The organism is Bacillus cereus group sp. Bce019 (assembly GCF_051781745.1).
GTDB classification, from domain to species: Bacteria; Bacillota; Bacilli; order Bacillales; family Bacillaceae_G; genus Bacillus_A; species Bacillus_A cereus.
This window is the reverse complement of the sequence record NZ_JBPWJX010000014.1, coordinates 12,986-27,962: the sequence shown is the minus strand read 5'-3', so window position 1 is coordinate 27,962 and position 14,977 is coordinate 12,986. Positions and strand designations below refer to the sequence as shown.

Here is a 14,977-nt window from a genome sequence, read left to right as displayed (position 1 = left end):
TCTATTTAAATATTAATATATACAAAAAAACATCTTAATTTTTTAAAAAAATTAAGATGTTTTTTATTGCAAACTATTTTTTTCTAATTAATAATTTACTAATTTTCATAACCGTTGCCACGGTCCCTACTCCAATTATAATAAATAAGAATGGTATTAACGGTAATGCATATCGTTCATATGCAACATAAAAACATGTTAAAGCTGTTTGCAATAAAAGGATTGACCATAAAAATGTAGTCTCTCTCCACCTTTTTAAAAGGAAAATAAATGAAAGTACTGTACATATTAAAAACATCGCCTTAATAAAATTATATATTTCATTCATATCCTTTGAAGAAACATTGAATACTTCAATATTATGCTCTATAGAATAATACGGTTTTTTCCAAAGAATTTCCGGCTTCAAGACTAAATAACTCTCTATCATAGATTCCTTATCAGTTTTCCACCATTCCTTCATTTTATCAATCGCTATTTTTTCTTCTAATTCCATAAATTCATGTGCTTCAAGATTAGGGTACTTTGCATGTAACTCTATTTCAAGTTCCCCCATATCCTTACCTTCTGGGTAGCCTTTCCCTTGATACGTACCAAGTAATAACGGATTCCCTGCCCCAGCAGTTAGTGGGATAAATTTATCAAATTGAATGTAATTGCGAGCCCACCATGGTCCAAGTAGGATAAGTCCTATTCCTATGCTTATAATCGCTTGCTTCATCATAATACGGAATGGGTAGCGTTTCATTAAAAGATACCCAAATAGTAAGATTGGATATAAGGCAATTTGTACGCGGAGGTACAGTGCTAAAAAGTAGAAAATTAATACAATCAGAAGATATTTCGTTTTATGAGTATCAGCTAATTTTAAACTCCAATATACTAATCCTAATGAAAGGAATAGAAACGGCCCTTCTGTTAAAGTTAAATTTTCCATAACAATCTCTGGAGGATACACAGCTAATAAGAAAGCACCTATTAATCCTGCAGCAGGATTCAATAAATAAGTACCAATCTTATAAGTTAGCAAAATACTAAGTACCCCTAATAGTATAATAATTAATTTCGCTACAAAAAGACCTTCACTGCCATTTCCAAAAAAATAAAATACAGCAGCTAATAAGGCTGGAAAACCCGGCATAATATGAATCGTTGGTTTATCTGGTTCATGATATGTTAACATCCCTGTTTCCAATAAAATATTTGCCGTTTTTTGATAACCTATATCATCGCTAGCTATAGATAAATCTGCACCATGTGTTTGTAAAGTTGCAAAACGAAGTGCAAAACCGACTATCATAATAATCCCTAAAAGGATTACATTAGATTTGCGAGTGAATCGCCCTAACATCTCATCATCTCCCTTCAGATACATAATTTTCAAAATATATTTCTATATTTTTACAACACAATACGTTCTATAATAAATACTTTTTATACAAAGTACAACAATAGAAAGTTGATTTACAAAGTTTATATGCGTTAAACTTATACAGATGTTCTTGTAATCTTCTTCCTTCCAAAAGGCTTGTATATATGATGCAAGACATAAAAAACTTGAGGAGATAAAAATTCTATGATGGAACAAAAGCAACTTGTTTCTGTTGTCATACCCCTGTATAACACGGAAAAATATATTGAAGAAACGATGCAGTCAATACTAGATCAAACATATAAAAACATTGAAATTGTAATTGTAGATGATGGAAGTAAAGATCAATCACCTTCTATTGTGAAAAACCTTGCTGAAAAATACCCAGGGCAAGTAAAATACGTTCATCAAAAAAACCAAGGTGTTTCGGTAGCCCGTAATACAGGTATCGAAAATGCTAGCGGAGAATATATCGCTTTTCTTGATAGTGATGACTTATGGCATCCAACTAAAATTGAGAAGCAAGTCGAAAGTATGCATAAAAACGAAATGGACGCGTGCTATTGTGGTTATATGAATTTCTACGAAGAAACAGGCGAGAAGGTTGAACATACAACAAACTTTATTAAAGGTGATATGGCAAAAGCATTCCTAACACATCAAGTTGTTGCTCAAACAAGTACTTGGATTTTCAAACGATCCATCGTAATGAATCATAACATTCGTTTTACACCAGGATGTAGTTGGGGCGAAGATTTAGAGTTTTTATTTAAACTTATGAGTGTGACAAATGTATGTTATGTCGATGAATACTTAACTTATTATAGAATCTTATCAGAAGGAAATCTTTCTTCTAAGTATAAAGATTATGAATTAAAAACGACAAAAGAGCTAGAAGTATTCAATCGTATGAAAGATTGGGTACATAATAAATCTCAAGATTTCATTACAAAAGACCCTCAGTCACTGATTGAGATTCTTGAGACTTATTTATTCCCTTATACAGTCATCAATAACGCTTGTATATATATTAAAGAAAACTCTCGATTAGATAAATCACAAGTTCAATTAATCAAAAAAGATATAAGGAAATATTGCCGTAAAATCTATTCAAAGAATGGAAAGCGTAGTAAAAAACTATATGCAATGCTTTGGTTTGTACGAATTAAATTTCTGTTTTCTTAAACTGAAAATATAACGATACTCTCTCTTTCTGTGAACAAATCAAATTTACAAATAGGACAAGCTAACCAGGTCCTAAAGAATAGAAAGGTCTTTTCTCATGAAAACAAATAAAATTCTAAAAAACGCATCCTACCTCTTTGTAGGAAACATTACTGTCCGTTTTGTACTGGCTATTGCAACAATTCTCTTTGCACGATATGTTTCTCCAGAGGATTACGGTATGTTTACAACTGCATTAGCTGTTTCAGCTGTTATTTGTTACTTTACAGATGCAGGTTTAACACATACATTTATGCGTGAAGGAACAAGAAGCGATGCTAATATTAGCGTACTCATAAGTAGTTATTTGCGTATTCGTTTAATATTAGCTATCGTAATTTCTGTACTTTTCGCTATTTTTGCCCAGTTCTTCTATCCCGACGCTTACTTACGTGCGATGGTATATTGGGTTGTTCTACCAACGATGTTCGGAGCAACCTTACAAGGTGTTGGGATGGCTTACTTCCAAGTTACAGAGCGCATGCAATTTACAGCTATTATTTCTGTACTACAAGGTGTAACAGCTGCTGCTGCCCTATTATTAGGGATGTCTTTTCAATGGTCACTTATGATGGTTGCTGCCATGTACGGGGTATCTAGTCTTGTAACAGGTGTTATTGCCTTTATAATGACAATACGCTATACGAAAGTACATAAGGGTTGGGATAAAGGTATTTTAGATCAACTACTTATTTTCACAATCAATGGAATCATCATTATGCTCTTACCACAATTAGGGCCTATTATATTAGAAAAAGTTTCAACATATAAGCAAGTTGGATTCTTTGGTGCTGCATATAAAATACCTGCCGTACTATATCAAATACCTGGAGTAATTGCAGCTGCCTTTTATCCAAGGCTTTTTGCTTTTGGTAATGAGCAAAATATTGAAGAACATAGAAAATTATCAAGCTTTGAACTAAAACTTATGTCTTTTTTAGGAATGGGAATTTCTATCCCCTTTATTGCTGATCCAAGTTTCTGGATTGTTAGTTTATTAGGAGAAAAATACGCTCCCGCTGGTGACGCTCTTGCTATTTTAGCGTTTATGGTTATTTTACAATCAATTAACTATCCACTAGCCGATAATTTAACAACGATTGGCCAGCAATGGAAACGTGCAACAACAATGACTATTGGATTGGTTGTTGCCATCATAGGTTATATTGTATTAGGTAGTAAATATGGAATGATGGGAGCAGCTGCCGCAGCTATCCTTACCGAAATTACACTATTAATCGGATTTACCCTCTTTATTCGTAAAGGCATGCAATTATTAGTTAAAGGAATTATATTTAATTCCTTAGCCTTTATTATTAGTTACGGTATATACCGAATTGCATTAATCAACTTACCGCCACTAATTGCTTTAACTCTTACTGGTATACTATACGGTATAATTGGAATTGGAATTGATCCTCAAATACGTGGATTTGTTTTAGGGTTTATAAAACAAAAGCTCATTCGCAAACATGCTTAAAAGCAAAAAGCTTTTCCTATTTAAAAATGGAAAAGCTTTTTGCTTTTTTTATATACCATCATTTTTCTTCAGTAAAAAAATGCTATATATTCCAGCTCAAATTGACTTACTTTCTGAAAATGCCTTATACTAAATTATATATAAACTATGAAATTCAACGCTTGTAAAAATATATATGCTTCAACAAAAATATATATTTTCTCATGTTAAAACTAAAGAACACACCTTTAAAAATTGGTGTGTTTTTATATGCTACCTAAAAACTAGTTGCTACATGTAACGACTTTCAAAGGAGGATTATCAATTTTTATGAGCATAAAGCCGAATAATAAATTCTTTTCCAAGAAAACAATGATAATTATACCAATATTATTATTGTGCGCTTTTGCTTTTCATTATTTCTTTTTAACATCTAATCAAGCCTTTTCTGGTACAGGGGATGCGTTACGTCAATTTGGCTTTTTTACGTTTCTTCTACAACATGCCTTTAAAGATGGCAACCTTTTTTGGTCTTTTGATTATGGATTAGGTGGAGATTTATTTGGAGAGTTTAGTTATTATTACAGCACATCACCGTTTTTCTGGATTACACTGTTACTACCTAAACTAAGTCTTGAGCAAGTATATGACGTGAAATTATACATGAGTATTTTAAAAAACTTTTTAGCTATGGTATTCATGTATGGTTCTTTACGTTACCATAATAAAACAGCATTCTCATCTTTTGTTGCTGCTATTATATATGGTGGCTGTATTACTTTCATCCGCCACTCTTTACTATGGGATTTCATGGCTGATGCCATTGTATTTTTACCATTAGTAATATGGGGACTTGATAAATATATTATTGAAAAGAAGCACGGCCTTTTCCTAATCGCTGCTACTTTAATGTTAGCATCAAACTTTTATTTTGCTTTTATCACAAGTATTTTCATATTTATTTATGCATTATTCCAATACTTTGCGACACAACAAAATAAAACGATTGTCTCTTTTCTAACTTATTATATTAGAATCGGTTTATTGTACGGATTATCACTCGGTTTAGCCGCCGTTTGCTTCCTCCCATCAGTTAATGCCGTATTTAGCGCTGATCGACTATCAAAAAAGTTTGAGATACCATTATTATTTGAAGATAAATTTTATAAAGATTTAATGGAAAATATTTTCTTCATGTATAATGCTGAAAATCATCAATTAGCTTTACCAGCTTTAATTTTATTCTTAATCGTATTTGGAATGTTTATACGTGATAAACTCGTAAAGAATAAAGTATTCTTTACGTTATTCATGTTCATTCTGTTTATGCTTCCATATACATATTCTATGTTTAATGGTTTTTCAGCAATGCAATCTAGATGGTTTTATTTATTTGTATTTGTAATTGCCCAAACAATTGCATACATTCTAGATTGGATGATTATTCATAAGAAAGACTACAAATTACCTTATTTAATAAGTTTATTAGTGTCTATTGGATTATTCATTTATGCATTTTATAGAAAGGCAAATATAAATGTAACTGATAAACCTTTACAAGACGTTGATAACATTTTACTCGGAACTGTCGTTCTTTCTGTTATTACAGTATGTTTATGGCGTTATATTTCTAAACCTTTCATACAATTTTTAGTTGTATTGAACGTACTCGTTAGCACAATTTCTATGAATTATATGTATGCGAATAATATACTTAGCACAGTTTACGGGCAGAGCCAGATTTCAACTGAAAAGTTACACGAACCAGGCTATGATAATCAAGAAGAAATTGCTGCAATTCGCTACATACAAGAAAATGATAAAGACTTTTATCGTATTCTTAATCCATATAGCGAATATAACACACCAATGCTACAAGGATATCATGGCGTAAGTACGTATCAAAGCTTGGTTAATTATTATGTCCATGACTTTATGAAAAATAAATATGGCGTATTCCAAATGTACGATACACCTTCAATGTTTTATCAAGCTGATAGTCGACTACTACTCGAAAATATGCTAGGTATAAAATATCGCGTATTAAGTGCTGATACAGATTCAAAGAATGTACCTTATGGATATAAACTATTACAGCAAGTAGGACCATATAATATTTACAAAAATGACTATGCTTTACCGTTAGGATATGTATATGATTCGGCTATAAGTGAAGAAGAATTTTCTAAATTAAACTTCGCTCAGCGTGATCAATTATTATTACATGCTGTTGTCGTTAATAATACAAAAGAATTTTCATTAAACCATTTTAATAAACAAGACCTTAAATCAAAGGCAGTATCTATTAAAACGGAAAAAGCAAAATTCGAAAACATGGAAAAACAAGAAAATAAACTAATTGTTCATGGCTTTGGAAATATGATTGTACCTATCAATTATCCTGATACACCTGGTGATCTACTGATAGAATTAAAATTAAAAAATGCAGGCACATTCAATGCAACTGTTAATGGAAAAACGATAGGAAAAGGGGACGATGCTGGTGCATACTCTTATCCGTTAGAAAGGTTTGTTTACAATTTGGGCAATGAGCGTCCAGAAAACCTAACTATCTCTATTGATATGGCAGGTGAGTATGAATTAGGTGACTTGCAAGCAAATATTGTAAACTATGAAAGTATACAAAAAGAAACAAAAAAACTAACTGAAAATAGGCTTGAAAATATTTATTATAAGAACAATTATTTAAAAGGGGATATCAAATCAAATAAAGACGGGCTCTTATATCTATCTGTCCCATATAGTAAAGGCTGGACTATAAAAATTGATGGGAAAGAAACAGAATTTACGAAAGCGAATTCTGCCTTTATCGGTGTTCCAATTACAAAAGGTTCACATGTAATCGAAATGACTTACGTTACACCTTACTTCAAATTAGGTATGACTATATCAATCATCTCACTAATTATCTGTATAGCTTTACTAATTTTCAAAAATCCAAAAGCACGACGAAAATTTTCTTTTAAAAAGCAATAATGAGCACTTAATGAATCATGAAGCTATCTATTTAGATAGCTTCCTAAAATAATATCTAAATATTATTTTAATCCACTACAAACAAGGAGTGTCAAACATGACCCTTTCAATAGTTGTACCATGCTACAATGAAGAAAAGGTGCTTCGAGCCTTTTATTCAGAGACTTCCCTTGAAATTCATAAATTAACTACCGATTATGAATTTGTTTTTGTTAATGATGGTAGTAAAGATGATACTTTAAATATTTTACGTGATTTAGCTAGTGCAGATTCATCGGTACACTACATATCATTTAGTCGAAACTTCGGAAAAGAAGCTGCAATGTTAGCTGGTTTAAAATATGCTACAGGCGATGCAATTGTTATTATGGATGCTGACTTACAACACCCTCCTACGTTAATAAAAGAACTGTTAGAAGGATATAACGACGGCTACGACCAAGTCATTGCAAAAAGAACAAGAACTGGTGATTCACCCGTTCGCTCTTTCGTCTCTCGTCTTTACTATAAAGTGATGAATAAATTTGTAGATATTGAATTAGTAGACGGTATTGGTGACTTTAGACTTTTAAGTCGAAGAGCAGTAGATTCTTTATTATCTTTAAGTGAATACAACCGATTTTCAAAGGGCTTATTTTCTTGGATCGGTTATAACGAATTAATCATTGAATATGAAAATGTATTACGTTCTGATGGAGAAAGTAAATGGACCTTCTCGAAATTATTAAATTATGGAATTGATGGTGTAATTTCATTCAATAATAAACCGTTACGTCTATCTATATATCTTGGATTACTAACAACCATTTTAGGACTTTTATACGTAATCACTACGTTCGTTCAAATCATCCTCGGTGGTGTGGAAGTTCCTGGTTACTTTACTCTCATTTCCGCTATACTATTTATCGGCGGTATTCAACTCATATTCCTAGGTGTTATTGGTGAATATATCGGTCGTATTTATTATGAAACAAAACGTAGACCGCATTTTATTGTAGCTGAAAAGAAAGTTAGTGAAGTTAAACAAAAGGCATAACCAAAAAGTTACTTCTGTAGGAGAAGTAACTTTTTTATATACTAACATTTACAAACACTTCTTTTGAAAAAATATACATTTTGAAATGATAGCATTATATGAAAGAATTTAGTATCATGATTCAAGGTACTATTTCAAGTTGGACGGAGGATACTATGAGCTTATTAACAGTTGAAAAATTAGGACATACATTTGGCGATCGTACATTATTTAAAGATGTATCTATGCGATTATTAGCAGGTGAGCACGTTGGATTAGTTGGTGCAAACGGTGTTGGTAAATCAACATTCATGAATATCATTACTGGTCAGCTTATTCATGACCAAGGTCGCGTAGAATGGACACCGGGCACACATTACGGCTACTTAGATCAGCATACTGTTTTAACACCTGGGCGTACAATCCGTGACGTACTAGCGGATGCATTTTTACCGTTATTCGAAAAGGAAAAAGCTTTAAATGAAGTTACAGAAAAAATGGGAACTGCTACACCAGAAGAACTAGAAGAACTTCTTGAGCAAATGGCAGAAATACAAGATGCACTTGAAGCAGGTGGTTTCTACTTACTAGATATGAAAATTGAAGAGGCTGCACGTGGTCTTGGAATTGATGCAATTGGTTTAGATCGTGATGTTTCAGCATTAAGTGGTGGACAACGTACAAAGGTATTGCTTGCAAAGCTATTACTTGAACAGCCAGAAGTGTTATTGCTTGATGAACCTACTAACTATTTAGACGTTGAACATATTCATTGGTTAACAAATTATTTGAAAGAATATCCACATGCATTCTTATTAATTTCTCATGATACGGAATTTATGAACAAATGTGTTGATGTTATTTTCCATCTAGAATTCACAAAAATGACACGCTATACAGCGACATATGAAAAATTCCTAGAACTAGCAGAAATCAATAAAAATCAACATATAAACGCTTATGAAAAACAGCGCGAGTTTATCAAAAAGCAAGAAGACTTCATTGCAAAGAACAAAGCTCGTTATTCAACGACAGGTCGTGCAAAGAGTCGTCAAAAACAACTTGATCGCATGGAGCTTATTGATCGTCCGGAAACAGCAATTAAACCGGAATTCTCATTTAAAGAAAGTCGTGCAAGTAGTCGCTTCGTCTTTGAAGGTGAAAATGTAGAAATCGGATATACACATCCGCTACTACCAAAGCTATCAATGACGATTGAACGTGGTGAAAAAATTGCTATTGTTGGATGTAACGGTGTTGGTAAATCAACGTTGCTAAAAACAATCTTAGGTAAAATTAAACCTTTAAGCGGTAAAACAAGTCTTGGTGACTTCTTAGAGCCTGCATACTTTGAACAAGAAGTTAAAGCTGATAATATAACACCAATTGATGATGTATGGAATACATTCCCTGGCCTAGACCAGCATCAAATTCGTGCGATGTTAGCAAAATGCGGATTAAAAAATGAACATATTTCTCGCCCATTAAGTCAATTAAGTGGTGGAGAACAAGCAAAAGTTCGTTTATGTAAGCTAATGGGTGAGGAAAGTAACTGGCTATTATTTGATGAGCCGACAAACCATCTTGATGTTACAGCAAAAGCGGAACTTAAGAAGGCTATGAAAGCATATAAAGGAACAATTCTCCTTGTATGTCACGAACCGGACTTCTATGAAGATTGGATCACAAAAGTTTGGGATGTTGAAGAATGGTCTCAAAATAGTAAGTAGTCTTTAAGAAAAAACTCCTTGTGTAGACAAGGAGTTTTTTACTTATTTTTATTAAGAATTTTTTATATTGTAGTATCCTATAAGGCGTAATCGAAATTCTTTTAATTCCGGATACGCCTCTAAATTTGCTAACATACCTCTAATTACCGGAATTCTTGGATTAAGCAATCGTATTTCCGCCTCTAAAACATCTAATGTAACCAACAGCTCATCATCCTCTAATTGATCAGCTAAAGTGCGCTTAAATACAATAATCTCTTTTAAAAAATGTTCTTTAACTTGTTCCTTAATAAGCTCTGATTTACAAAGGAATTCTCCAAGCTTTTCTTCATGTAAAATAGGTTCTTCCGAAGATTCTACTAAGCCATCTACTAAATTATCTACTCTTTTTAAAATAAAAGCAGCTACATACGATAAATCAATTTCTGGTGCTTGTAAAATAATTAATTCTAAATACCCACGGCATATGCCTTCTACCATAATTACTAAATCCAATAAATATGGCATAACCTTTTCACCATAAATGGACAATAAACTATTCCGATAAAATGCGTGAGACTCTAACTTCATCCGCATCATAAATTCTTCTACTTCTTTATTAAACGGAATCGCATTTTCTCTCGCATGCATAATAATAAATTCTTTATGCTTTTGTATATCATTAAACTGACAATGTAATTGTTTTGCAAATTTTTCACGCGGTAATAAAGACTCTTGTTCAATATCCAGCATTTTCTTTTGGATTTTGTCATAATAATATCGAAGTGTCGCTAATAAAAGCTCATCTTTCGATTTAAAATATAAGTAAAAAGCTCCCTTAGATATACCACTAGCTGTCACAATTTCCTGCACTGATGTCGCATTTACACCCTTAGTAGCAAATAACTTCATAGCCGATTCTATAATTAAACGCTCTTTTTCTTTCATATCTTCTCTCCTAAATTTAATCTCGCATCTTATTATAAATGTATTATACCATCTCTTTTTATTGACGATTGACCGAACGGTCAGTTATATTATGTATTAGACTGACCAGTTGGTCAATATAATAAAAAGGGAGCGCAAACATGAACAAAATCATCAATTTCTCGTTAAAAAATAAGTTCGCAGTTTGGCTACTAACCATTATTGTTACTATTGCGGGGATCTACTCTGGACTCAATATGAAGCTGGAAACAATCCCTGATATTACAACACCGATTGTGACAGTAACTACGGTCTATCCTGGTGCTACACCAGAAGAAGTAGCTGATAAAGTTTCAAAGCCGATGGAAGAACAACTACAAAATTTAAGCGGTGTTAACGTTGTGAGTTCATCATCTTTTCAAAACGCATCTTCTATCCAAGTAGAATACGATTTTGATAAAAATATGGAAAAAGCAGAAACAGAAATTAAAGAAGCTCTCACAAATGTAAAACTCCCAGAAGGTGTTAAAGATCCTAAAGTTTCACGAGTAAACTTCAATGCCTTTCCAGTTATTTCGTTAAGCGTGGCAAGTAAGAATGAATCTTTAGCTACCTTAACTGAAAATGTAGAAAAAAATGTTGTACCAGGATTAAAAGGACTTGATGGTGTTGCATCTGTTCAAATTGCTGGCCAACAAGTAGATGAAGTACAGCTTGTCTTCAAGAAAGATAAAATGAAAGAACTAGGACTAAGTGAAGATACCGTAAAAAATGTGATTAAGGGATCGGATGTATCTTTACCACTTGGCTTATACACATTTAAAGACACGGAAAAATCAGTTGTTGTAGATGGCAATATTACAACGATTAAAGCGTTAAAAGAACTTAAAATCCCAGCTATACCTTCCTCACCTAACGGTCAAGGTAGTCAAAATGCTGGCGCTGGTGCACAAACGCCGCAAATGAATCCAGCTGCTATGAACGGGATTCCAACAGTTACATTAGACGAAATTGCTGACATTAAAGAAGTTGGGAAAGCAGAATCTATTTCTCGAACAAATGGAAAAGAAGCAATTGGAATTCAAATTGTGAAGGCCTCTGATGCAAATACAGTTGATGTTGTAAATGCAGTAAAAGATAAAGTAAAAGATCTTGAGAAAAAATATAAAGATTTAGAGATCATTTCAACATTCGACCAAGGTGCACCTATTGAAAAATCAGTTGAAACAATGCTAAGCAAAGCAATTTTCGGTGCTATCTTTGCGATTGTTATTATTATGCTGTTCCTACGAAATATTCGAACAACGTTAATTTCTGTCGTTTCAATACCACTTTCTTTATTAATTGCTGTTTTAGTCATAAAGCAAATGGATATTACGCTTAACATTATGACACTTGGAGCAATGACCGTTGCTATAGGCCGCGTTGTCGATGACTCAATTGTTGTTATTGAAAATATTTACCGACGTATGTCGTTATCAGAAGAGAAATTACGTGGAAAAGATTTAATTCGTGAAGCTACAAAAGAAATGTTTATCCCGATTATGTCTTCTACCATTGTAACAATTGCTGTATTTTTACCGCTTGGACTAGTAAAAGGTATGATTGGTGAAATGTTCTTACCATTCGCCTTAACTATCGTCTTCGCTTTATTAGCATCATTACTAGTAGCAGTTACAATCGTACCGATGCTAGCTCATTCCTTATTCAAGAAAGAGAGCATGAGGGAAAAAGAAGTACATCATGAAGAAAAACCAAGTAAATTAGCAAATGGGTATAAACGCATACTTGCATGGGCTTTAAATCACAAAATTATTACATCAAGTATCGCTGTCCTTCTATTAATTGGTAGTCTTGCACTTGTACCAGTTATCGGTGTAAGTTTCTTACCTTCTGAAGAAGAAAAAATGATTATTGCAACATATAATCCTGAACCAGGTCAAACGTTAGAAGACGTTGAAAAAATTGCAACAAAAGCTGAGAAGCACTTCCAAGATAATAACGACGTCAAAACAATTCAGTTCTCATTAGGTGGAGAGAATCCAATGAGTCCTGGTCAATCAAACCAAGCAATGTTCTTCGTGCAATATGATAACGACACGAAAAACTTTGAAAAAGAGAAAGAACAAGTCGTTAAAGATTTACAGAAGATGTCTGGCAAAGGCGAATGGAAAAACCAAGACTTCGGAGCAAGTGGCGGTAGTAACGAAATTAAACTATACGTTTATGGAGATAGCTCAGAAGACATTAAGCCTGTCGTAAAAGATATTCAAAATATCATGAAGAAAAATAAAGACTTAAAAGATATAGATTCTAGTATTGCAAAAACATATGCAGAGTACACTTTAGTGGCAGATCAAGAAAAGCTGAGTAAAATGGGCTTAACGGCTGCTCAAATTGGAATGGGACTTTCTAATCAACATGATCGCCCTGTTCTGACAACAATTAAAAAAGACGGTAAAGATATCAATGTATATGTAGAAGCTGAAAAACAAAATTATGAAACAATCGATGACTTAACAAATCGCAAAATTACAACACCACTTGGTAATGAAGTAGCTGTGAAAGATGTTATGACTGTAAAAGAAGGTGAAACATCGAATACAGTAACACACCGAGATGGACGTGTTTATGCAGAGGTTAGTGCCAAATTAACATCTGATGACGTTTCAAAAGCATCTGCTGCAGTACAAAAAGAAGTAGATAAAATGGATCTTCCTTCTGGTGTAGATGTTTCTATGGGCGGTGTTACTAAAGATATTCAAGAATCATTCAAGCAACTTGGCCTAGCGATGTTAGCTGCGATTGCCATTGTATACTTCGTTCTTGTCGTTACATTTGGTGGTGCCCTAGCACCATTCGCAATTTTATTCTCGCTACCATTTACAATTATTGGGGCTCTTGTTGCCTTATTAATCTCTGGTGAAACATTAAGTGTATCTGCAATGATTGGTGCGCTTATGTTAATCGGTATCGTTGTAACAAACGCAATCGTGCTTATCGACCGCGTTATTCATAAGGAAAATGAAGGACTATCAACACGTGAAGCTTTATTAGAAGCTGGTGCAACACGCCTTCGTCCAATTTTAATGACTGCAATTGCAACAATCGGTGCTCTTATCCCGCTTGCATTAGGATTTGAAGGTAGTGGCTTAATTTCTAAAGGACTTGGCGTAACGGTAATTGGTGGATTAACAAGTTCAACGTTATTAACACTTCTTATTGTTCCAATCGTTTATGAAGTATTAAGCAAATTTAAAAAGAAAAAAACAAAATAACAAAAAAATAACCTCGCTAACTGCGAGGTTATTTTTTATTTCCAAACAAGATTAGGAAATCGCTATAGCCCTCTTTCTCTAATTCCTCTTTTGGAATAAATCGAAGAGCTGCGGAATTAATACAGTAACGAAGGCCATTTGGTCCTGGACCATCTGGAAATACGTGCCCAAGATGTGAATCTCCTTCTTTACTTCTCACTTCTGTACGTGTCATATTATGACTCACATCCATCTTTTCTTTCACACTTGCTGACATCACTGGTTTTGTAAAACTAGGCCATCCACATCCACTATCAAATTTATCTAGAGAAGTAAACAACGGCTCACCTGAAACGATGTCTACATAAAGACCTTCCTCTTTATGGTTCCAATACTCATTTCGAAATGGTGGTTCTGTACCATTTTCCTGTGTTACATAATACTGCATCTCATTGAGTTTTTCTTTTAAATGAGCATTATCCTTTGGCCAATGTTGCTTAATAAAAGCATCTCGTCCTGAGCCTTTACGATATAACTCATAGCGGAATGTGTTTTTCTTATGGTATCCTTGGTGATATTCTTCAGCTGGATAAAATGTAGCTGCTGGTAGTATTTTTGTCGCAATTGGTTTTGAAAAGCGTCCACTCTGCTCAAGCTCTTCTTTTGAGGCCTCTGCTTTTTTATGTTGTTCTTCATTATGATAAAAAATCACCGTTTCATAAGACTGTCCGCGGTCGTGGAATTGTCCACCAATATCGGTCGGATCAATTTGTCTCCAATATATATTTAACAATTCCTCATACGGCATTTTATTTGCATCAAATGTAATTTGTACTGCCTCATAATGTCCCGTCGTTTCTGAACATACTTCTTTATACGTTGGATTCTCTTTATGACCACCTGTGTAGCCAGAAACAACCTTTATAATCCCTTCCATCTCTTCAAATGGCGAAACCATACACCAGAAGCACCCTCCAGCAAATGTAGCCAATTCTACCTTTTCATTTACAGCCATTA

At 33.6% G+C, this 14,977-nt stretch carries 9 protein-coding genes and 1 pseudogene; 6 read left to right on the top strand and 4 right to left on the bottom strand.

Going from position 1 to position 14,977, the window contains the following annotated elements:
* Positions 1–73 precede the first annotated feature (73 nt).
* On the bottom strand, positions 74–1,351 hold the full coding sequence (locus ACS2QP_RS18380; RefSeq protein ID WP_332284142.1) for a glycosyltransferase family 39 protein: 1,278 nt from the start codon (positions 1,349–1,351) through the stop codon (positions 74–76).
* A gap of 225 nt (positions 1,352–1,576) precedes the next feature.
* Between ACS2QP_RS18380 and ACS2QP_RS18375 the strand changes: the two genes are divergently transcribed.
* The 5 genes from ACS2QP_RS18375 (at position 1,577) to ACS2QP_RS18355 (ending at position 9,797) form a co-directional block, all read left to right on the top strand.
* A complete protein-coding gene (locus tag ACS2QP_RS18375; RefSeq protein WP_000970522.1) occupies positions 1,577–2,557 on the top strand; it encodes a glycosyltransferase family 2 protein in 981 nt (326 codons plus the stop codon).
* Between the two features lie 97 nt (positions 2,558–2,654).
* A complete protein-coding gene (locus ACS2QP_RS18370) occupies positions 2,655–4,076 on the top strand; it encodes an oligosaccharide flippase family protein (protein WP_332284143.1) in 1,422 nt (473 codons plus the stop codon).
* 309 nt (positions 4,077–4,385) lie between these two features.
* Positions 4,386–7,052 carry a YfhO family protein gene (locus ACS2QP_RS18365; RefSeq protein ID WP_097961412.1) on the top strand — a complete coding sequence of 889 codons (2,667 nt, stop codon included), beginning with the start codon at positions 4,386–4,388 and terminating at the stop codon, positions 7,050–7,052.
* A 97-nt stretch (positions 7,053–7,149) separates the two neighbouring features.
* Positions 7,150–8,088, top strand: a complete 939-nt coding sequence (locus ACS2QP_RS18360) for a glycosyltransferase family 2 protein (protein WP_000175825.1) — start codon at positions 7,150–7,152, stop codon at positions 8,086–8,088.
* Positions 8,089–8,243: 155 nt separating this feature from the next.
* Complete coding sequence (locus tag ACS2QP_RS18355) at positions 8,244–9,797, top strand: ABC-F family ATP-binding cassette domain-containing protein (RefSeq protein ID WP_000055410.1); 1,554 nt, start codon at positions 8,244–8,246, stop codon at positions 9,795–9,797.
* Positions 9,798–9,848: 51 nt separating this feature from the next.
* Here the strand turns inward: ACS2QP_RS18355 and ACS2QP_RS18350 are convergent, their stop codons facing one another.
* A complete protein-coding gene (locus ACS2QP_RS18350; RefSeq protein WP_000659648.1) occupies positions 9,849–10,724 on the bottom strand; it encodes a TetR/AcrR family transcriptional regulator in 876 nt (291 codons plus the stop codon).
* A gap of 140 nt (positions 10,725–10,864) precedes the next feature.
* Between ACS2QP_RS18350 and ACS2QP_RS18345 the strand changes: the two genes are divergently transcribed.
* Positions 10,865–13,981 carry an efflux RND transporter permease subunit gene (locus tag ACS2QP_RS18345; RefSeq protein ID WP_438882722.1) on the top strand — a complete coding sequence of 1,039 codons (3,117 nt, stop codon included), beginning with the start codon at positions 10,865–10,867 and terminating at the stop codon, positions 13,979–13,981.
* Between the two features lie 28 nt (positions 13,982–14,009).
* On the opposite strand, the gene msrB is transcribed toward ACS2QP_RS18345, so the two are convergent.
* Entirely contained in the window at positions 14,010–14,462 is a 453-nt protein-coding gene (gene msrB, locus ACS2QP_RS18340) for a peptide-methionine (R)-S-oxide reductase MsrB (RefSeq protein WP_227599596.1), read from the bottom strand.
* Between the two features lie 45 nt (positions 14,463–14,507).
* Positions 14,508–14,975, bottom strand: a pseudogene (msrA, locus tag ACS2QP_RS18335) (peptide-methionine (S)-S-oxide reductase MsrA); the annotation flags it as partial.
* Positions 14,976–14,977: the final 2 nt, after the last annotated feature.

What these genes read in the sequence shown, in the direction of transcription:
- ACS2QP_RS18375 (WP_000970522.1), top strand. Translation starts at nt 1,577, where the DNA reads ATGATGGAACAAAAGCAACTTGTTTCTGTTGTCATACCCCTGTATAAC.
- ACS2QP_RS18360 (WP_000175825.1), top strand. Translation starts at nt 7,150, where the DNA reads ATGACCCTTTCAATAGTTGTACCATGCTACAATGAAGAAAAGGTGCTT.
- ACS2QP_RS18355 (WP_000055410.1), top strand. Translation starts at nt 8,244, where the DNA reads ATGAGCTTATTAACAGTTGAAAAATTAGGACATACATTTGGCGATCGT.
- ACS2QP_RS18370 (WP_332284143.1), top strand. Translation starts at nt 2,655, where the DNA reads ATGAAAACAAATAAAATTCTAAAAAACGCATCCTACCTCTTTGTAGGA.
- ACS2QP_RS18365 (WP_097961412.1), top strand. Translation starts at nt 4,386, where the DNA reads ATGAGCATAAAGCCGAATAATAAATTCTTTTCCAAGAAAACAATGATA.
- ACS2QP_RS18350 (WP_000659648.1), bottom strand. Translation starts at nt 10,724, where the DNA reads ATGAAAGAAAAAGAGCGTTTAATTATAGAATCGGCTATGAAGTTATTT.
- ACS2QP_RS18380 (WP_332284142.1), bottom strand. Translation starts at nt 1,351, where the DNA reads ATGTTAGGGCGATTCACTCGCAAATCTAATGTAATCCTTTTAGGGATT.
- ACS2QP_RS18345 (WP_438882722.1), top strand. Translation starts at nt 10,865, where the DNA reads ATGAACAAAATCATCAATTTCTCGTTAAAAAATAAGTTCGCAGTTTGG.